Source organism: Streptomyces sp. NPDC054932 (assembly GCF_053610205.1).
The window spans coordinates 75,534-94,182 of record NZ_JBSGXU010000007.1 but is presented as its reverse complement, the minus strand read 5'-3'; the positions used below and the strand labels follow the sequence as shown (position 1 = coordinate 94,182).

Below are 18,649 nucleotides of genomic sequence, written 5' to 3'. Positions count from 1 at the left end.
CGGCGGGTGCGCCGGGGGCGGCCGGGGGGGCGGATGCGGCGTGGGGGGCCGGAGCCCGGGGCCGGACCGGCCGTCGCGAGGGCCGCCCCCGGTGCCGGACGTCGTGCGGCATCGACGGCGCCGGAATTGTCAGCGGGGGCGCCTAGGATCGGGGGCGTGGCAGATTCATCAGCGAAGAAGACCGACCAGCCGTCCGCAGCGGGCCGCCCCCGCCTGATGCTCATGGACGGGCACTCCCTGGCCTACCGGGCGTTCTTCGCGCTGCCCGCGGAGAATTTCACGACCGCGACGGGGCAGCCGACCAACGCAATCTACGGTTTCGCGTCGATGCTGGCGAACACGCTGCGCGACGAGGCCCCCACGCACTTCGCGGTGGCGTTCGACGTCTCCCGCAAGACGTGGCGCTCGACGGAGTTTCCCGAGTACAAGGCGAACCGCTCCAAGACCCCCGACGAGTTCAAGGGGCAGGTCGAGCTGATCGGCGAGCTGCTCGACGCGATGCACGTGCCGCGGTTCGCGGTCGACGGCTTCGAGGCCGACGACGTGATCGCGACGCTGGCGACGCAGGCGGAGGCGGCCGGCTTCGACGTGCTGATCGTCACCGGCGACCGTGACTCCTTCCAGCTCGTCTCCGAGCACACCACCGTGCTCTACCCGACCAAGGGCGTCTCCGAGCTCACCCGGTTCACGCCGGAGAAGGTGGTGGAGAAGTACGGCCTCACCCCGCAGCAGTACCCGGACTTCGCGGCGCTGCGCGGCGACCCGTCCGACAACCTGCCGGGCATCCCGGGCGTCGGCGAGAAGACCGCGGCCAAGTGGATCACCCAGTTCGGGTCGTTCGCGGAGCTCGTGGAGCGTGCCGATGAGGTCAAGGGCAAGGCCGGACAGAACTTCCGGGACCACCTGGAGGCCGTCAAGCTCAACCGCGTCCTGACCGAGATGGTCAAGGACGTGGAGCTGCCCAAGGCCCCCGCCGACCTGGTCCGTGCCCCCTACGACCGTTCCGCGATGCTCGGCGTGCTGGACGTGCTGGAGATCCGCAACGCCTCGCTGCGCGAGCGGCTGCTCGCCGTGGACCCGGGCGCGGCCGAGGAGGAGGCCGCCGCTCCGGTGGCGGCCGGTGTGGAGCTGGACGGCTCCGTGCTCGGCGCCGGCGAGCTCGCGCCGTGGCTGGAGGCCCACGGGGGCGCGCCGCTGGGCGTGGCCACCGTCGACAGCTGGGCGCTGGGCCAGGGCAACATCAGTGAGATCGCGCTGGCCTCGGCCGGCGGGGCCGCCGCCTGGTTCGAGCCGTCCGCGCTCGACGAGGCCGACGAGCAGGCCTTCGCCGCCTGGGCCGCCGATCCGGCGAAGCCCAAGGTCGTGCACAACGCCAAGGGCCTGATGCGGGTCTTCCCCGAGCACGGCTGGACGCTGGCCGGCGCCACCATGGACACCGCGCTCGCCGCGTACCTGGTCAAGCCGGGCCGCCGGTCCTTCGCGCTGGACGTCCTGTCCAACGAGTACCTGCACCGGGAGCTGGCCCCCGCCGCCGCCGACGGGCAGCTGGCCTTCGGCGCCGACGAGACCGCCGAGGCCGAGGCCCTGATGGCGCAGGCCCGCGCGGTCCTGGACCTCGGCGACGCCTTCACCGGCAAGCTGGCCGAGGTGGGCGCCGTCGAGCTGCTCCACGACATGGAGCTGCCGACCTCCGAGCTCCTCGCCCGGATGGAGCGCGCCGGCATCGCCGCCGACCGCGACCACCTGGAGGCCATGGAGCAGCAGTTCGCCGGAGCCGTCCAGCAGGCGGTCAAGGAGGCACACGCCACGGTCGGCCACGAGTTCAACCTCGGCTCGCCCAAGCAGCTCCAGGAGGTCTTCTTCGGCGAGCTGGACCTGCCGAAGACGAAGAAGACCAAGACCGGTTACACCACGGACGCGGACGCGCTGGCCTGGCTGGCCACGCAGACCGACCACGAACTCCCGGTGATCATGCTCCGGCACCGGGAGCAGGCCAAGCTGCGCGTCACCGTCGAGGGCCTGGTCAAGACCATCGCCGCCGACGGCCGGGTGCACACCAGCTTCAGCCAGACCGTCGCCGCGACCGGCCGGCTGTCCTCCACCGACCCCAACCTGCAGAACGTGCCGGTGCGCACCGACGAGGGCCGCGCCATCCGCCGCGGCTTCGTCGTCGGCGAGGGCTTCGAGGCCCTGATGACGGCCGACTACAGCCAGATCGAGCTGCGCGTCATGGCCCACCTCTCCGAGGACGAGGGCCTGATCGAGGCGTTCGCGACCGGCGAGGACCTGCACACCACCGTCGCCTCCCAGGTCTTCGGCGTGGAGCGCGACCAGGTCGACGCCGAGATGCGCCGCAAGATCAAGGCCATGTCCTACGGCCTCGCCTACGGCCTCTCCGCCTTCGGACTCGCCCAGCAGCTGAACATCGAGCCCGCCGAGGCGCGCGGCCTGATGGAGACCTTCTTCGAGCGGTTCGGCGGGGTCCGCGACTACCTGCAGCGCGTCGTCGAGGAGGCCCGCGCCACCGGATACACGGCGACGATCTTCGGCCGCCGCCGGTACCTGCCCGACCTGGGCAGCGACAACCGCCAGCGCCGCGAGGCCGCCGAGCGGATGGCGCTCAACGCCCCGATCCAGGGCACCGCCGCCGACATCGTCAAGGTCGCGATGCTGCGCGTGGACAAGGCCATCGCCGAGGCCGGCCTGCGGTCGCGGATGCTGCTCCAGGTCCACGACGAAATCGTGCTGGAGCTCGCCCCGGGCGAGCGCGAGCAGGTCGAGGAGCTGGTGCGGCGCGAGATGGGCGCGGCAGTCGAGCTCCGTGCCCCGCTGGACGTCTCGGTGGGCGTCGGCCCGGACTGGGAGTCCGCCGCGCACTGATCCCCGTACGGCCGACCCGGCGCCCGTCCCCGCTCAGGCGGTGGGGACGGGCGTTCGTGTTTCCTCGTCCGCGGGGCGCCCGGTGCGGTCGTTGCGGTGCCGCAGTCGTACGAGGACCCCGTAGACCAGCAGGGCCACCGCCAGGCCGCCGCCCGCGCCGAAGCAGACGGTCGGGATGATGTCGAGCGGCGTACGGATCCGGTCGAAGAAGTCGAAGAAGCGGAACACGCGCCGGGTGACTCCGGCCGCCACGCACACCACGAGCAGGGCGAGTGCACCCCAGAGCTCCGCGCGGGAGAGCACCGGCACGGACGTGGGGGCCGGGAGGGCGGGAAGCCGGCGCAGGGCGGTCACCGTGAACCAGAGCAGGGCGCATGCGGCGAGGGCCGAAGTGCCGTACTGGAGGAAGGAGTAGCCCGGCAGGCCGTAGGCGAGCGGCCGCGCGAGATCGGGCAGCGCGTCCGTGCCCCAGCGGTCGTGGTGCGTGAAGCTGTCCCACACCACGTGGGTGAGGGAGCCGACGACCGCCGAGACGTAGAACCAGGCGGCGAGTGCGGCCGGCCGGGGACGCTCGCGCCACGCCTCACCCCGCACGAACGCGTACACCCTGCCCTGCAGGCCGGTTGGCAGGAGCGCGATCAGCGGCTCGCGCAGCAGAAGCCAGAGGCCCACCAGGACGGCCGTCAGTGCGGCGTCCAGTGTGAGGACGCCCGGCAGCGAGTGCGTGAAGGCCCCGTACGTCATGACGCCCTCGACGACCGCATCCGTGAAGTAGAAGGTGTCCGGCGCGAACGACCCGAGTACGAGCGCCGAGGCGACGAGGGGGCCCCGCGCACGCCCGGTCCGACGGATGGCCGGAAGTACGGCGGCCGCGTGGCTGAGAGTGAACGGCATGGCACCTCTCCTGGGATTTCCTGTGGACGTTCTTACTTCGGGCCAATGCTCCCGAAGGGTCCAGACAGTATGCGTGACCTGCCTCGGGACGTGGGGATGTGGTGAATTCCAGGCCACCTTGCGTGCTGTGTGAAGGGAGTTGACGTAGGGTCACGCGGACGTCGAGGGGGAGGGGTCCGGCTCATGTCGGCTCGAATAATCGGACGCAGGCTGCGCAGGGGAACGACAGCCGCCCTGGTCTCCGCTCTGGTGGTCGCCGCGGTGACCGCCTCCCAGGGCCCGGCGGGCGGGAGCACCGGCCGGGCCTCCGCCGCGGGGGAGAGCGGCGCGCAGGCGCCCGCCGCCGCGGACGGCGCCGGCGGCGACTCCGCCTACTTCACCGAACTCCCGCCACTGGTGAGCCCGCAGCCGCCGGGCGTGGTGCTGCCGGACGAGGGACAGCAGCCGGCGCAGCCACAGGCGCCGACGGCGCCCGGGGCCGTCCCGGTGCAGGCCGCGACCGGGCCGGCCGAAGGGGCGCAGGGGATACCGGCGAGCGTGCTCGCCGCGTACCTGGGGGCGGAGAAGACGGTCGGGCGCAGCGACCCCGGGTGCGGACTGCGCTGGCAACTGCTCGCGGCGATCGGCAAGGTGGAGTCCGGGCAGGCGCGCGGCGGGCAGGTCGACACGGCCGGGACCACACTGCGGCCGATCCTGGGGCCCGTGCTCGACGGCAACGGCTTCGCGAACATCTCGGACACGGACGGCGGGGCCTACGACGGGGACTCCCGGTACGACCGGGCGGTCGGGCCGATGCAGTTCATCCCCTCCACCTGGGCGGCATGGGGCCAGGACGCGGACGGCGACGGACGGCGCAACCCGAACAACATCCACGACGCGGCCCTCGCCGCCGGACGGTACCTGTGCGCGGGCACCCGGGACCTGAGGGTGGACGCGGACCTGGACCGGGCCGTGCTCTCCTACAACCGGTCCACGGAGTACCTGCGGACCGTGCGCTCCTGGTTCACGTACTACCTCAAGGGCACGTACGAGGTCCCGGACCGGCCCGGTACGGGTTCGGGCACGCTCCCGACACCGCCCCCGAGCCCCACCCCGAAGCCCAGCCCTACGCCCACTCCGCCCACTCCCACGCCCACTCCGACGCCGACTCCGACGCCGACCCCCACGCCGGAGCCGACGCCGACCCCGGACCCGAAGCCCACCCCGACCCCGACCCCCACGCCCACCCCCAGTCCGACCGCGACCCCGTCGCCGAAGCCCACTCCCACGGCCAGCTCCAAGCCGACTCCGCGTCCGACGCCGACTCCGAGCCGGACCTCGACGCCGAGCGCGAGCCCGACCGGTGCCCCTTAGGGCAAAAGGAGTTGGCGGCCCGTCACCCGCCCCCTGACGATTCTCGTCGTACAGGGGGCGGGGGAGGGGCCATGGCCGATGTGTTCGCATGAGCGGGGTGCGGAGCCGCGCTGACGGCCTCCCTGACTCGGGTCGCGCTCCCCGCCCGCACCCACCAGCGCTACGGGCATGATCTGCTGCCCACCCTGATGGAACAGGGCACTTACGCCGTCGACCCGGAGCCCTCCGGCCCGCCCTGGCGGCCGTGGAGCGGGATCGGGGCCGACGAGGCGGCCGCCCGCGGTGTGTTCGCCCCGGTCCCTGCCCTCTCCTTCGGGCCGCCGGGCGCGCTCCTCGTCGCTCCGGGCGACACCCGCGACACCGTCCCTGATCCCCGAGCGCTGCGACGGCTACTGCCTGGGCCTGGACGGGCGGTCCGGCCCGAACCTGGCCCGCGCGCACTGCGGACGGGCGGTGGCCACCCGCATCGACGACTGCACGCTCCGGCAGGTGGTGCGGCTCGACCCGACCGCCGTCCACCGGATCCCCTCCGGCGGCCCCGCCCCGACCGCCGACTGGGCCGAGTTCACCCGTGACCGGGAGTCCGCGCCGCCGATCGGACCGCCCGGCCGCCGGAGCCCGCAGTGGGTGGCAGCCGTGGCAATCGTGGCGGTCGCCCTGACCCACCTCCTGGCCGCCTCGGGAGGAAACCGGGTCAGCGTCCCCGCCGGCCTCCTCGCGACCGCCTTCGGTCGGGCGCTCGACGGGCTGCTCCCGGCCGGGCCGACGACGAAGACCCTGGCCCTGGCCGGACCGGGCGTGCCCACCCCCGCTCCCGCCACCGGCGTCGTCCTCGTCCCGCAGCACCCGCAGACGGGCGAAGCCTGGCAGCCGCCGTCCGGCACCGCCGAGGCCGTGCCGCTGGCCGCCGACGTGTGGATGCATCTGGCCTTCCACAACGACCGGCGGCTGGTCCCCGCCACCGGCGTGCTTCCCGACCGAGTCCTGCCCGACGACCCACTGCCCCCCCACCCCTGGGGAGTCCTCCGCCCCGACCCGCGCGTGCTCCTGCACACCCTGTCCCGGCTGCCCGCCGTCCGCGAACCCTGGCTGCGCGCGATCCACGACCGCCTGAACGGCGGCCCCTCGTAGGGCCCGCGTCCCGCGGCTCACGCCCCAGCGAGTCCCCCGGCCCCGCCCACTGCGAAGCGGGGCCTGCGCTGCGAGAATTCAGAGCTGGGCACAGCAGCCGTAATTGCGGTAGTCGTAATAGTGGGATCGCAGCATCCTCCGGTTGCACTTAGCGCAAATAGCGCTGTTGTTGGGATTCACGCGAATAACGGAAGTGTCCTTCAATTCGAAGATCGCCTCCACCATGTCCTTTCCGTGTTCGCGGATTCCCTGCTGGAGGAACTCGAACGCTCCATACGTGCCTCCGCATTCGCATACGAGCGTGTTCGAGTAGGCGGGCGGTGTGCACGAGACCCCCAGCTCGGACTCAATTCGAGCCCTTTCTTCGGCTGACACGGGCTCCATGCCTGCTTCTCTGATCCGTGTGGGTGTCCAGTACCACACCTTGATCGCGTCGGCTTGGGCGCGGGAGAGGTAGAACGTCTCGGACCTGCCGCTCTCTACTGCTTCCCGCACTGTGGCCAGGACGCTTCCATCATCCGCCGCGAGGGTGATCTGTCCGCCGCGAACGGCCTCTTCGATGGCCTCGAAAATACCCACTGTTCGTACCTCCAGGAAAGGCGAAGTGGAAATCCGGTCGAGTGGCTGGATTTCTCTCTTACTTTATCGACTCGTCCGGTGCGGGTAAGGGTCGCCCGGGGATTGATCGTTCCTTCAAAGTGCGTGACCACCCGCGCGGCCCAGTAGTCTGCCCGGAGTGCCGTCGGGATCACCCAATAGCGCTTTTCGGGGTCGGTGGCCTGCGCTTACCTCGCGCCGACCGTTTTCGATGGTTGGGCGGTGCAATCGGCGGACCGGGGGCGATGCTTCGGCGGCCGCCCGTAGTCGGACGGCCCCGGCGCGGGGCCCGACCGCAGGTCAGGGGCCGTTCCCGGTGATCCACGGCCCAGACGGTTCTCATCTCACCCCCGCGTTGCTACGGTGCCCCCTCTCTGACGCCTCATCAGATTTCGGAGCCCCGGCATGCGCGCATTCGTCGCCGCCGTCATCGGCCTCGCGGCCGCGCTGGCCCTCGTGTTCGCCATCACGGCGTTCGGGGTGCCCGAAGGCGGGACCTCACCCAAGCCCCTGCTCACCACCGCGCCCCCCGCGCCCGGAAAGTAGAGGAGGGCCCGGCCGTGCGACGCAGAGCGAGCCTTGTCCTGCTGGCCCTAGCCGTGTTCTGCGCAGCCCTGGCACCGCTGCTGCGCTGGTACGCGTACCCCCGCCTCGCCAAGATCCCGCCGAACCAGTACCAGGAGATGGTCCTGGAGGCGAAGGACGCGACGCTCCTCGACTACACCGGCGGCATGCAGCCGAAGAAGGTCGACAAGGTCACCATCGTCCAGACCCTCAAGGGCAACGTGGAGGCGTCCAAGGAGATCGAGGCGAGCGCGGGCAAGGACGTCGTCGTCTGGGACACCCTGTCCTACATCATCGGCCCGGACGGCAGGATGGTCTCCCAGATCCCCGAGCGCTACATCTTCGACGCGCACACCCAGGACCCGGTCCACGCCACCGGGGAGATGGTCGACGGGGACCCCGTCAAGCGCGAGGGCATCGAGTTCAAGTGGCCCTTCTTCACCGAGCCGCGCGACTACCTGTACTTCGACGCGCAGACCCGTACCTCCTCGCCGATCCACTACGTCGGACCGCGCACGTTCAAGGGCATGGACGTCTACTACTTTGAGCAGACCGTCCCCTGGACCAAGGTCTCCATGCCCAAGAAGATGCCGATCGAGGGCATCGACCCGGCGACGATCGAGGCGGCCACCGGCACCACCCTCTGGTACACCGTCAAGGCGAAGTTCTGGGTCGACCCGGTGACCGGGGCGCCCGTCAACGCCGAGCAGGACATCCAGCAGGAGATGCGCGGCGGCATCGCGGCCGACGGCCCCGACGGCAAGCTCACCGCCTTCGCCGGACACGTCACGATGCGCGAGGACTACTCGGACTACACGGTCGACCTCGTCAGGTCGAACCGTACGAAGGTCCTCGCACTGCACACCTACGCGCCGATCGGCCTGGCCGTCGGCGGGCTCGCCCTGCTGGCGGTGGCGCTCTGGCTGGAGGCCCGGGGCCGACGGGTGCGGGAGGCCGCGGCAGGGGACGGTCCCGGGGCCGGACCGCTCAGCGCCTGAGCCGGGCGTTGGTGTGGCGGGTGGGCTCGGCGGTGGCCGGGTCCTCCGGCCAGGGGTGCTTGGGGTAGCGCCCGCGCAGCTCCGCGCGCACGGCCCGGTAGCCGCCCTGCCAGAACGACGCGAGGTCGGCGGTGACGGCGGCCGGCCGGCCGGCGGGCGACAGCAGGTGCACCAGTACCGGTACGCCCGCCACCCGCGGGGTCTCGGCCAGCCCGAACAGCTCCTGCAGCTTCACCGCGAGCACCGGCTGGCCGTGCTCGGCGGAGTAGTCCAGCCGGATCCGCGACCCGCTGGGCACCTCCAGCCGTTCCGGAGCCAGCTCGTCCAGCCGGGCCGCCTCGCCGGTGGCCCACGGCAGCAGCCGGTTCAGGGCCTGCCCGGCATCGATCCGCCCGAGGTCCGCGCGGCGCCGGGCCCGGGACAGCTCGGGCTCCAGCCAGTCGTCGGCGCGCTCCAGCAGGGCCCGGTCGTCCGCCACGTCGGGCCACGCTCCGCCGAGCGTCCGGTGCAGGAAGCCCAGACGGGCCCGGAGCGTCAGCGCGTCCGGGGACCAGCGCAGCAGACCGAGCCCCTCGGCGCGCAGTCCGTCGAGCAGGGCGGCCCGTACGAGCGCCGGGTCGGGGGCGCGCAGGGGACGCACGGCCAGCTCGACGGCCCCGAGGCGCTCGGCGGTGCGGGCCACGAGGTCGCCGTCCTCCCAGTGGACCTCTTCCCCCGAGGTGAGCAGGTGCCCGGCGGCGGCGCGGGCGGCGTCCTCGTCGATGACGGCGCCGAGCCGGACCCGGGCCGACGCGGAATGCGGGGGCCTGTCGGCGACGGCGACGGCCAGCCAGGGCGCGCTGCGCAGCCGCGAGCCGTCGCCGAGCTCCGCCGCGGTGCCGTTGGCCATCAGGAAGGCGCTCCCGCCCCTGGCCTTCGCCACCCGCTCGGGGAAGGCCAGGGCAGCGACCAAGCCCGCGGCGGCATCGTCGGGCGCAGCGCCGCTGCCGGGGCTCCGCACCGAACCCCGCGCCTCGAACGCCGGCGAGGCTGAAAGATCGCGGCTCCGCCGGGGGTCCGGGGACTGGTCCCCGGCAGCGGTGCCGCACCCGAGCGGGGCGCGGGGTGCGGCCCCGGCCCCGGTTCCGGCGGTGCGCCCCGCAGGGGAAACGGCACGCTCCAGGCGGCGGGCCTCCGCGCGCCAGCGGGACGCGTAGCCGTCGCCGCCCGCGCGGGCCTGCCGCCAGGCGCCCGCCAGGTCGTCCCCGTACTCCCGCGGCGGCTCCTCGCTGAGCAGGGCCACCACCTCGGCCGCGCGGCGGGCGCCGAGCGCGGCGGAGCCGTCCAGCAGGGCCCGGGCCAGCCGCGGGTGCAGCCCGAGCCGGGCCATCCGCTGTCCGCGCGCGGTGACGCCACCGGCCGGGGACACCGCGCCGACGGCCACCAGGACCTCCCGCGCCGCGGCCATGGCCCCGGCCGGCGGCGGGTCCAGCAGGGCCAGCCCGGCCGCGTCCGGGTCGCCCCAGCAGGCGGCCTGCAGGGCGAACCCGGCCAGGTCGGCGATGCGGATCTCCGGCGAGGGGAACGCGGCCAGGCGGCCGTCCTCCGCCTCGGCCCAGCAGCGGTACACCGTGCCCGGCGCCTCGCGCCCGGCCCGGCCCGCGCGCTGGCGCCCGGCCGCGCGGGACGCCCGTACGGTCGCCAGGGCGCCCAGCCCGCGGGCGTGGTCCACCCGGGGCTCGCGGGCCAGGCCGGAGTCCACCACCACCCGTACGCCGGGGACGGTCAGGCTCGACTCGGCGACCGCCGTCGCGAGGATCACCCGGCGGTGGTCCGCGGCCGTCAGCGCCGCGTCCTGCACGGCCGCCGGGGCCCGGCCGTGGACCTGGAGCACCTCCGCGTCCACCCCGCCCAGCTGCCCGGCGACGCGGGCGATCTCACCGACGCCGGGCAGGAAGCACAGCACGTCGCCGGAACGTTCCGCCAGCGCCCGCCGCACCACCGAGGCCACGTGCGTCAGCTGCGCCGGATCCACCCGCATCCCGTGCGGGGGCCGCACCGGCCGGGCCGGCGGGGCCCAGACCGTCTCCACCGGGTACGAGACCCCCGCGGCCTCCACCACCGGCGCGCCCCCCAGCACGCGGGCCCAGTCGGCGGAGTCCGTCGTCGCCGAGGCCGCCACCAGCCGCAGCTCCGGGCGCAGGGTCTCCCGTACGTCGAGGAGGAAGGCGGCGACCGTGTCGGCGTCCAGATGGCGCTCGTGGCACTCGTCCAGGACCACCACGTCCACCCCGGCGAGCTCCTGGTCGCGCTGCAGGCGCTGGAGCAGCACTCCGGTGGTCACCACCTCCACCACGGTGTCCGGGCCCGCCACCCGCTCCCCGCGCACCGTGAAGCCCACCGCGCCGCCGACCTGCCCGCCCAGCAGCCAGGCCATCCGCCGCGCCGCGGCCCGGGCGGCGATCCGCCGGGGCTCGGCGACGACCACCCGGCGCCGCGGCCCGCCGCCCACCAGCCCGGCCAGGACCAGCGGCGCCAGCGTGGTCTTGCCGGTGCCGGGCGGGGCGCACAGCACGGCGGTGCCGTGACCGTCCAGCGCCGAGACGAGCGCGGGCAGGGCCTCCCGAACGGGCAGGGCGTCGAGGGCGGCGGTACGGATCACGTCAGTCGCGCTCGCAGACGAAGATCGCGGTGCCCGGGATCAGGTTGCCGCGCAGCGGGGACCAGCCGCCCCACTCCTGGCTGTTCCATTCCGGCCATTCGGGCTCGACCAGGTCGAGCAGGCGGAAGCCGCCCGCCACCACGTCGCGGACCCGGTCGCCGATCGTGCGGTGGTGCTCCACATATACGGCGCGGCCCTGCTCGTCCTGCTCGACGTACGGGGTCCGGTCGAAGTACGACGCGCCGACGGACAGCCCCTCGGGGCCGGGCTCGTCGGGGAAGGCCCAGCGGACGGGATGGGTCACGGAGAAGACCCAGCGGCCGCCGGGGCGCAGCACGCGGTGCACCTCGCGCATGACGTTGACGGGGTCGGCGACGAAGGGGACGGCCCCGTAGGAGGAACAGGCGAGGTCGAAGGAGCCGTCGCGGAAGGGCAGCCGGCCGGCGTCCGCCTCGACCAGCGGAATGTCCTCTCCTATGCGCAGGGCGTGCTGGAGCTGGCGGTGGGAGAGGTCGAGGGCCACCGGGCGGGCGCCCTGGGCGGCCAGCCAGCGCGCGCACTGGGCGGCGCCGGCGCCGATCTCCAGGATGTCCTTGTCCCTGAGGGAGGAGGCGGGGCCGAGGAGGGCCGCTTCCGCCTCGTCCAGCCCCTCGGGTCCCCAGACGAACCGGTCGTCGCCGAGGAAGGCGCCGTGGTCGCTCTGGTACTCGTCGGCGTTGCGGTCCCACCAGCTCCGGCTCGCCCGGCTGCTCTCCGCTTCCCCAGCGTCACGCCGTGTGGCCTCGGCGTCCTGTCCGGAGCCCTGATCGGCTCCGTACGCTTCTTCGGAGGCGTAGTCCTCTTGGTTCATGGGGCCCGTCGTCGTAGTCTGCGAATGTCTTCTGCATGTGGCAGGAAGCGCCAGGAAGGGCTTCCCGCCCATGAATTGTGCCGGTTGTGCGGTGATCCGCCCGGGGTGTGCGCCTTCGCGCATTGACCCTGTCCGGCTGCCCCCGTATGCTACAAGTTGCGCTGCGAGCCTGTGCTCCTCAGACCTAGCAGGCTGCGCTTGCATCTGTTGATGTCCCCTCGGTTTTCGAGGCCCCGCCGCTCTTCGCGGAAGGGGGTCTCCTTGGCTGTCCGGCTTCTTCGGCAGATGCCGATAAGGGCTCCCGGCGTAGCAGTACCTACGACTTTCTGTCCGTAACCGGAGCCCTTTCCCACATGACGAGCAGCACCGAGACCACCTCTACCACTCCGCAGGTAGCGGTCAACGACATCGGTAACGAGGAAGCCTTCCTCGCCGCGATCGACGAGACGATCAAGTACTTCAACGACGGCGACATCGTCGACGGCGTCATCGTGAAGGTCGACCGGGACGAGGTCCTGCTCGACATCGGTTACAAGACCGAAGGCGTGATCCCGAGCCGTGAGCTCTCGATCAAGCACGACGTCGACCCGAACGAGGTCGTCAAGGTCGGCGACGAGATCGAGGCCCTGGTTCTCCAGAAGGAGGACAAGGAAGGCCGTCTGATCCTGTCCAAGAAGCGCGCTCAGTACGAGCGTGCCTGGGGCACGATCGAGAAGATCAAGGAAGAAGACGGCATCGTCACCGGTACCGTCATCGAGGTCGTCAAGGGTGGTCTCATCCTCGACATCGGCCTCCGCGGCTTCCTGCCGGCCTCTCTCGTCGAGATGCGTCGTGTCCGCGACCTCCAGCCCTACGTGGGCAAGGAGCTCGAGGCGAAGATCATCGAGCTGGACAAGAACCGCAACAACGTGGTCCTGTCCCGCCGCGCCTGGCTGGAGCAGACCCAGTCCGAGGTTCGCCAGACGTTCCTCACCACCCTGCAGAAGGGTCAGGTCCGCTCCGGCGTCGTTTCCTCGATCGTCAACTTCGGTGCCTTCGTGGACCTGGGTGGCGTCGACGGTCTCGTCCACGTCTCCGAGCTGTCCTGGAAGCACATCGACCACCCGTCCGAGGTTGTCGAGGTCGGCCAGGAGGTCACCGTCGAGGTTCTCGACGTCGACATGGACCGCGAGCGTGTCTCCCTGTCGCTGAAGGCGACGCAGGAGGACCCGTGGCAGCAGTTCGCCCGGACCCACCAGATCGGCCAGGTCGTCCCGGGTAAGGTCACCAAGCTGGTTCCGTTCGGTGCGTTCGTCCGCGTGGACGAGGGCATCGAGGGTCTGGTCCACATCTCCGAGCTGGCCGAGCGCCACGTGGAGATCCCGGAGCAGGTCGTCCAGGTCAACGACGAGATCTTCGTCAAGGTCATCGACATCGACCTTGAGCGTCGCCGGATCTCGCTGTCGCTGAAGCAGGCCAACGAGTCCTTCGGTGCCGACCCGGCGTCGGTCGAGTTCGACCCGACCCTGTACGGCATGGCCGCGTCGTACGACGACCAGGGCAACTACATCTACCCCGAGGGCTTCGACCCCGAGACCAACGACTGGCTCGAGGGCTTCGACAAGCAGCGCGAGGCCTGGGAGACCCAGTACGCCGAGGCGCAGCAGCGCTTCGAGCAGCACCAGGCTCAGGTCATCAAGAGCCGCGAGGCCGACGAGGCCGCTGCTGCCGAGGGCGCTGCCGCCCCGGCCGCCGGTGGCAACGCCGGTGCGGGCATCTCGGGTGGTTCGTACTCCTCGGAGTCGGACGAGACCTCCGGCGCCCTGGCGTCGGACGAGGCCCTGGCCGCGCTCCGCGAGAAGCTGGCCGGCGGCCAGAGCTGATCGCAGCGCGCATCACACTCCGGTGTGAGCAGAGCTGAATCGAGTTGAACGGTGAGGCCCGTCCCCTTCGGGGGGCGGGCCTCACCGCGTTCCCCGGTCCCCCCTTGATCCGTTGCGTTCCTGTGAATACGGCCAACTGGGGAATGGCGGCGCCGCCTTGGACGTTCTTGGCAGGGAACGAGGCGAGGAGGAGTGGTGGCGGTGCTTGATCCACAGGGTTTGTACGAATGGGACGCCAAGGGCCTGGCGGTGGCCGACCTGGCAGTCGCCCAGGACTCGGCCGGGCTGGTCATGCTGTACCACTTCGAGGGGTACATCGACGCGGGTGAGGCCGGGGAGCAGATCGTCGAGCGGCTGCTGGACGCCCTGCCCCACCAGGTGGTCGCCCGGTTCGACGCGGACCGGCTGGTGGACTACCGGGCCCGCCGACCCCTGCTGACGTTCCAGCGCGACCACTGGACGGAGTTCGAGGAGCCCCGGCTGGAGGTCCGGCTCGTCCAGGACGCCACCGGAGCCCCCTTCCTGCTGCTGTCCGGCCCGGAGCCGGACGTGGAGTGGGAGCGCTTCTCCGTCGCCGTCCGGCAGATCGTCGAGCGCCTCGGCGTCCGGCTCTCGGTCAACTTCCACGGCATCCCGATGGGCGTCCCGCACACCCGTCCCGTGGGCATCACCCCGCACGGCAACCGGACCGACCTCATGCCCGGCCACCGCAGCCCCTTCGACGAGGCGCAGGTCCCGGGCAGTGCGGAGTCCCTGGTGGAGTTCCGCCTGGCCCAGGCCGGGCACGACGTGCTGGGTGTGGCCGCGCACGTACCGCACTACGTCGCGCGCTCCCCGTACCCGGACGCCGCGCTGACGGTGCTGGAGGCGATCACCGCGGCGACCGGGCTGGTGCTGCCGGCCGTCGCGCACGCGCTGCGCACCGAGGCGCACCGCACGCAGACGGAGATCGACCGGCAGATCCGGGAGGGCGACGAGGAGCTGGTCAGCCTGGTGCAGGGGCTGGAGCACCAGTACGACGCGGCCGCCGGGGCCGAGACCCGGGGCAACATGATCGCCGAGCCGGCGGAGCTGCCGTCGGCGGACGAGCTCGGCCGTGAGTTCGAGAGGTTCCTGGCGGAACGCGAGGGCGAGAACTGACGTACGGGCGGCGCCCCCTATGCTGCGGGGCATGCTGAAAGTAGGCCTGACGGGCGGAATCGGTGCCGGCAAGAGCGAGGTCTCGCGACTGCTGGCGGGGTACGGGGCGATCGTCGTCGACGCCGATCGGATCGCGCGCGAGGTCGTGGAGCCCGGTACGCCGGGGCTCGCGGCCGTCGTGGCGGCCTTCGGGGAATCGGTGCTGACCGCCGAGGGGACGCTGGACCGGCCCAGGCTGGGGTCCATCGTGTTCGCGGACCCGGCGAAGCTCCAGACGCTCAACGCGATCGTGCATCCCCTGGTCGGGGCCCGGTCGGCCGAGCTGGAGGCCGCGGCGGGGGCCGACGCGATCGTGGTGCACGACGTACCGCTCCTCGCGGAGAACGGCCTGGCGCCGCTCTACGACCTGGTCGTCGTGGTGGACGCCGCGCCGCGGACGCAGCTGGCGCGGCTGACCGCGCTGCGCGGGATGGCCGAGGAGGAGGCGCGCGCCCGGATGGCCGCCCAGGCCACGCGGGAACAGCGCCTCGCGGTGGCGACCCTCGTGATCGACAACGACGGGCCGCTGGAGGCACTGGAACCGCAGGTGCGCAAGGTGTGGGAAGAGCTCACGGAGCGGGCGGCGGGCGGGGCAGTCTGACGTGTGCATGGAATAGCGGGTCGGGCGGGGGCGTTGAACGCGCCCGTAGAGGGAAGGATTTCGACCGTGTCCGAGACCACGCGCCCCACGCCGTCCAGCCCGGAAACCCACGTCATCGACTACCGGGCCGCCGAGCGTCTGCTCGCCGCCCGTGACCCGCGCGGCGCGGTCAAGCTGCTCGACTCGGTCATAGCCGCGCACCCGGAGAACACGGCGGCGCGGCTGCTGCGCGCCCGGGCCTTCTTCGCCGCGGCGCAACTGCGACCGGCGGAGCTGGAGTTCGAGCTGGTGCTGGAGCGGGAGCCGGACAACGCGTTCGCCCACTTCGCGCTGGCCCGTACGCACGAGCGCGCGGGCCGGCCCGAGCAGGCGCGCAAGCACTTCCGCCTCGCCGCGGCCCTCGACCCGCAGCCCGATTACCTGGCCGCGGCCCGCTTCGAGGGCGGTCCGGCCGGAGGGGGCCGGGCAGGAGAGGGCCAGGCAGGAGGGGACCAGGCAGGAGGGGACCCGTCCGGAGGGGGCTCGGTCCCCGGCGGGCCCTGCGCAGGGGGCCCGGCCTGATCCGTGGCCGACCGCCCGGGCCTCACCGGCCGTGGGGCGGTTCGTACGGAGGGATGTCCGGGCCGGGCTGGTAGTGCGGCCCCTGGTGGATGTGGCGCACGATCATGATCAGGTCCACGGCCACGACCACCGCCAGCGCCCCGCAGGCGGCCGCCCATCCGGGACGGCCCGCCAGCGAGAACACCGCCGTGCCGACGGCGGCCCAGACCAGCCCCCAGACACCCAGCCAGAACCGCAGCCGCAGCGGACTGCGCGCGGTCACCGGCTCATTCCCGGAACGCATGGACATCGCCTCTCCCGTCCATGCTCCCACTCCGGCGGCCCCTGTCGGCGACGGGCCGGGGCCGGGCCGGGCCGCGCGCGGCGGCTACGGGTTGAGCTTGTTCACGGCCCTGGTGGTCGTCTTCCTGAATTCGGCGACCGGGGCGTGGGACAGGTTGCCCATCTCGCCCCACTGCACGACGGTGACGGTGGAGCCGTCGCGCCCGATTCCGTACAGGTGCACGCCGGGCTCGGAGTCGGGGACCGAGGTGTGGACCCCGTAGACGTGAGCGCCCTCCTCGACGGGGAGCGTGCCGTAGTCCTGCCAGGAGGCGGTGCCGCCCGGGGTGGTCCGCAGCCAGTCGGCGGCGCAGGCGGCGACCTTGCGCTCCAGGGTGCCGACGAGCTTGGCGGCCGCGGAGGGTGAGGCGGACCGTACGGAGACCTGCACGGCGCCGGTGTCGTACTCGGTGCCGAAGGCGCGGTGCCAGCTGCCCGCGGCCGGGAGCACGTCCTCCAGGCAGAACGGTGCGGACGCGGGCAGCCCCTTGGTGACCGCGCCGGCGTACCAGGGCGAGGTGGGGTGCGGCGGAAGGTCGGCGCCGCCCAGGAAACCGGGCGGCGTGGCGGCCGCGGCGGAGGTGGAGGCGGTCAGGACGAGGGCGGCGGCCGCCGCGACGAGTGCGGTGGCGAGCGTGGCGGCGGTGTCGGTGCGTCGGAACATGGTCGGTTCTCCCCGTGAGTGCCGTGGTGTGCCTGACGAGCCTGTTCCCCGGACGGCGCGGCGGGCGACGGATTGCGGCGAATCCGGGACGCCGGAACGGCCGTATGCGCCGTCACCTGGGGGAACACCTCATGCATGGAACGCCGTCGCGGGACGGGAACGGGGGAGAGCGTGAGCGAGGCCGAGCATTTCGCACGACTGATGCGGGAGCTGAAGGAGCGTGCCGGGCTCAGTTACGGCGCCCTGGCGCGCCGACTGCACACGAGCACGTCGACGCTGCACCGGTACTGCAACGGGGAGGCGCTGCCGGCGGAGTTCGCGGTGGTGGACCGCTTCGCCCGGGCCTGTGGGGCGTCGCAGGGGGAAGCGGTGGACCTGCACCGGGCGTGGCTGCTGGCGGACGCGCGGCGGCGCACCGGCGTCGTGACGCAGCCGCAGCCGCAGCCGCAGCCGCAGGCCGACCTGGAGCCGGAGCCTGACCTGGAGCCGGGGCCGGAGGCTGACCTGGAGCCGCGGGCTGCGCCCGGTCCTGAGCCGACCGTCGTGGTGGCGCCGGAGCCGGAGCCGGAGCCGACGTCGGCGGTCCGGGGGGCCCGGTACCGGCGGCGGGCGGCCGTGGTCGCCGCCGCGGGGGTGACGGCCGGGGCGGTGGCCGTCGTGCTGCTGGCGGCGGCCGGTCCCGAGCCCCGCACACCGCGCTCGGGCGGGAGCACGGGTACGGGTGCGACGCCGCCCGCCGCGTCCGCACCGGCCGTGCCGGGTGCACCCGAACCGACGCCGCCGACCGGGTCGACCGGGCCCAGCGGGTCGACCGGGTCGGCGGCTCCGGGGACCGTCCCTCCCGCCGTCCCGTCCTCCGCGCCGCCGTCGGCGCCGGCCCCGGGCCGGGCCCCGGTCACGCCCCTCAAGGCGGCGGTGCGGACGCACGTGTGGACCGCGGGCTGCGACCACGCCTACCTGGCCGAGCGGGCTCCCGCGTCGGTGCCCCCGCCGCCCGTGGAGGCGGACGCGCCCGCCTGGGCCTCGGCGCAGCGCGCCGTGCACGCCGGCTCGCAGATCGTGGAGGTCACCCTGCACGGCACGGGCACGGGGGCCGTGGTCCTGGAGGACCTGGAAGTGCGGGTGGCCGCGCGGCGCAAGCCCCCGGCCTGGAACGTCTACCAGATGTCGCAGGGCTGCGGCGGCGGGCTGACCCCTGCCGTCTTCGCCGTCAACCTGGACGCGCCGCGCCCGCTGGCCCGGCCGGTCGCCGGGAACGACGGCGGGAACACGCTGCCCGCCCCCGCCTTCCCCCTGCGCGTCTCGGCGGCCGAGCCCGTCGTCCTGCGGGTGGAGGCGGCCACCACGGGATGCGACTGCGACTGGTCCCTCGACCTGCGGTGGACCGGCCCGTCCGGATCGGGCACCCTCCGCATCGACGACAACGGACGGCCGCTGCGCACGAGCGCCGCCACCGGGCGGCCCGTGTACGGATACGCACTGGAACAGGGTCGCTGGGCCCGCTGAAACCGCAGGTCAGAGGGCGTTGTCGGTGGTCGCGCCTAGACTCGTCG

The 18,649-nt window shown here is 73.1% G+C and carries 16 protein-coding genes; 10 read left to right on the top strand and 6 right to left on the bottom strand.

Features of this window, described 5'->3' with window-relative positions; translation table 11 throughout:
- Positions 1-222 precede the first annotated feature (222 nt).
- Entirely contained in the window at positions 223-2,880 is a 2,658-nt protein-coding gene (polA, locus tag ACWGE1_RS03705) for a DNA polymerase I (RefSeq protein WP_453418930.1), read from the top strand.
- Between the two features lie 33 nt (positions 2,881-2,913).
- Here the strand turns inward: polA and ACWGE1_RS03700 are convergent, their stop codons facing one another.
- Positions 2,914-3,774 carry a DUF4184 family protein gene (locus tag ACWGE1_RS03700; RefSeq protein WP_453418921.1) on the bottom strand — a complete coding sequence of 287 codons (861 nt, stop codon included), beginning with the start codon at positions 3,772-3,774 and terminating at the stop codon, positions 2,914-2,916.
- Positions 3,775-3,957: 183 nt separating this feature from the next.
- Here ACWGE1_RS03700 and ACWGE1_RS03695 point away from each other — a divergent pair, with 183 nt between their 5' ends.
- On the top strand, positions 3,958-5,127 hold the full coding sequence (locus tag ACWGE1_RS03695) for a lytic murein transglycosylase (protein ID WP_453418920.1): 1,170 nt from the start codon (positions 3,958-3,960) through the stop codon (positions 5,125-5,127).
- Positions 5,128-5,409: 282 nt separating this feature from the next.
- On the top strand, positions 5,410-6,258 hold the full coding sequence (locus ACWGE1_RS03690) for a hypothetical protein (RefSeq protein ID WP_453418919.1): 849 nt from the start codon (positions 5,410-5,412) through the stop codon (positions 6,256-6,258).
- A 78-nt stretch (positions 6,259-6,336) separates the two neighbouring features.
- Here ACWGE1_RS03690 and ACWGE1_RS03685 read toward each other — a convergent pair whose 3' ends face one another.
- The gene (locus ACWGE1_RS03685) at positions 6,337-6,837 is read right to left on the bottom strand and encodes a hypothetical protein (RefSeq protein WP_453418918.1); all 501 of its coding nucleotides are present in this window, start codon (positions 6,835-6,837) and stop codon (positions 6,337-6,339) included.
- 423 nt (positions 6,838-7,260) lie between these two features.
- On the opposite strand from ACWGE1_RS03685, the gene ACWGE1_RS03680 reads away from it, so the two are divergent.
- Together ACWGE1_RS03680 and ACWGE1_RS03675 are read left to right on the top strand one after the other, a co-directional pair.
- Positions 7,261-7,401: an SPW_0924 family protein gene (locus ACWGE1_RS03680; protein ID WP_106982782.1), complete on the top strand. Its 141-nt coding sequence runs from the start codon at positions 7,261-7,263 to the stop codon at positions 7,399-7,401.
- A gap of 14 nt (positions 7,402-7,415) precedes the next feature.
- A complete protein-coding gene (locus tag ACWGE1_RS03675; RefSeq protein ID WP_453418917.1) occupies positions 7,416-8,417 on the top strand; it encodes a DUF3068 domain-containing protein in 1,002 nt (333 codons plus the stop codon).
- Here the strand turns inward: ACWGE1_RS03675 and ACWGE1_RS03670 are convergent.
- Together ACWGE1_RS03670 and ACWGE1_RS03665 are read right to left on the bottom strand one after the other, a co-directional pair.
- Positions 8,407-11,058 carry an ATP-dependent RNA helicase gene (locus ACWGE1_RS03670; protein ID WP_453418916.1) on the bottom strand — a complete coding sequence of 884 codons (2,652 nt, stop codon included), beginning with the start codon at positions 11,056-11,058 and terminating at the stop codon, positions 8,407-8,409. The genes ACWGE1_RS03675 and ACWGE1_RS03670 overlap by 11 nt on opposite strands.
- 1 nt (position 11,059) lies before the next feature.
- Complete coding sequence (locus ACWGE1_RS03665; RefSeq protein ID WP_453418915.1) at positions 11,060-11,908, bottom strand: class I SAM-dependent methyltransferase; 849 nt, start codon at positions 11,906-11,908, stop codon at positions 11,060-11,062.
- 353 nt (positions 11,909-12,261) lie between these two features.
- Here ACWGE1_RS03665 and rpsA point away from each other — a divergent pair, with 353 nt between their 5' ends.
- The 4 genes from rpsA to ACWGE1_RS03645 all read left to right on the top strand — a co-directional run bounded on the left by rpsA (position 12,262) and on the right by ACWGE1_RS03645 (position 16,111).
- A complete protein-coding gene (gene rpsA, locus ACWGE1_RS03660; RefSeq protein ID WP_030010959.1) occupies positions 12,262-13,770 on the top strand; it encodes a 30S ribosomal protein S1 in 1,509 nt (502 codons plus the stop codon).
- Between the two features lie 201 nt (positions 13,771-13,971).
- Positions 13,972-14,910, top strand: coding sequence for a PAC2 family protein (locus ACWGE1_RS03655; RefSeq protein ID WP_453418914.1), 939 nt, complete (start codon positions 13,972-13,974; stop codon positions 14,908-14,910).
- A 31-nt stretch (positions 14,911-14,941) separates the two neighbouring features.
- On the top strand, positions 14,942-15,550 hold the full coding sequence (gene coaE, locus ACWGE1_RS03650) for a dephospho-CoA kinase (RefSeq protein WP_453418913.1): 609 nt from the start codon (positions 14,942-14,944) through the stop codon (positions 15,548-15,550).
- Between the two features lie 66 nt (positions 15,551-15,616).
- Positions 15,617-16,111, top strand: coding sequence for a tetratricopeptide repeat protein (locus ACWGE1_RS03645; RefSeq protein ID WP_453418912.1), 495 nt, complete (start codon positions 15,617-15,619; stop codon positions 16,109-16,111).
- 22 nt (positions 16,112-16,133) lie between these two features.
- On the opposite strand, the gene ACWGE1_RS03640 is transcribed toward ACWGE1_RS03645, so the two are convergent.
- Together ACWGE1_RS03640 and ACWGE1_RS03635 are read right to left on the bottom strand one after the other, a co-directional pair.
- Positions 16,134-16,394: a DUF6343 family protein gene (locus ACWGE1_RS03640; RefSeq protein ID WP_453418911.1), complete on the bottom strand. Its 261-nt coding sequence runs from the start codon at positions 16,392-16,394 to the stop codon at positions 16,134-16,136.
- Positions 16,395-16,478: 84 nt separating this feature from the next.
- Positions 16,479-17,096, bottom strand: a complete 618-nt coding sequence (locus ACWGE1_RS03635; protein ID WP_453418910.1) for a hypothetical protein — start codon at positions 17,094-17,096, stop codon at positions 16,479-16,481.
- 171 nt (positions 17,097-17,267) lie between these two features.
- Between ACWGE1_RS03635 and ACWGE1_RS03630 the strand changes: the two genes are divergently transcribed.
- Complete coding sequence (locus tag ACWGE1_RS03630) at positions 17,268-18,602, top strand: helix-turn-helix domain-containing protein (RefSeq protein WP_453418909.1); 1,335 nt, start codon at positions 17,268-17,270, stop codon at positions 18,600-18,602.
- Positions 18,603-18,649 lie beyond the last annotated feature (47 nt).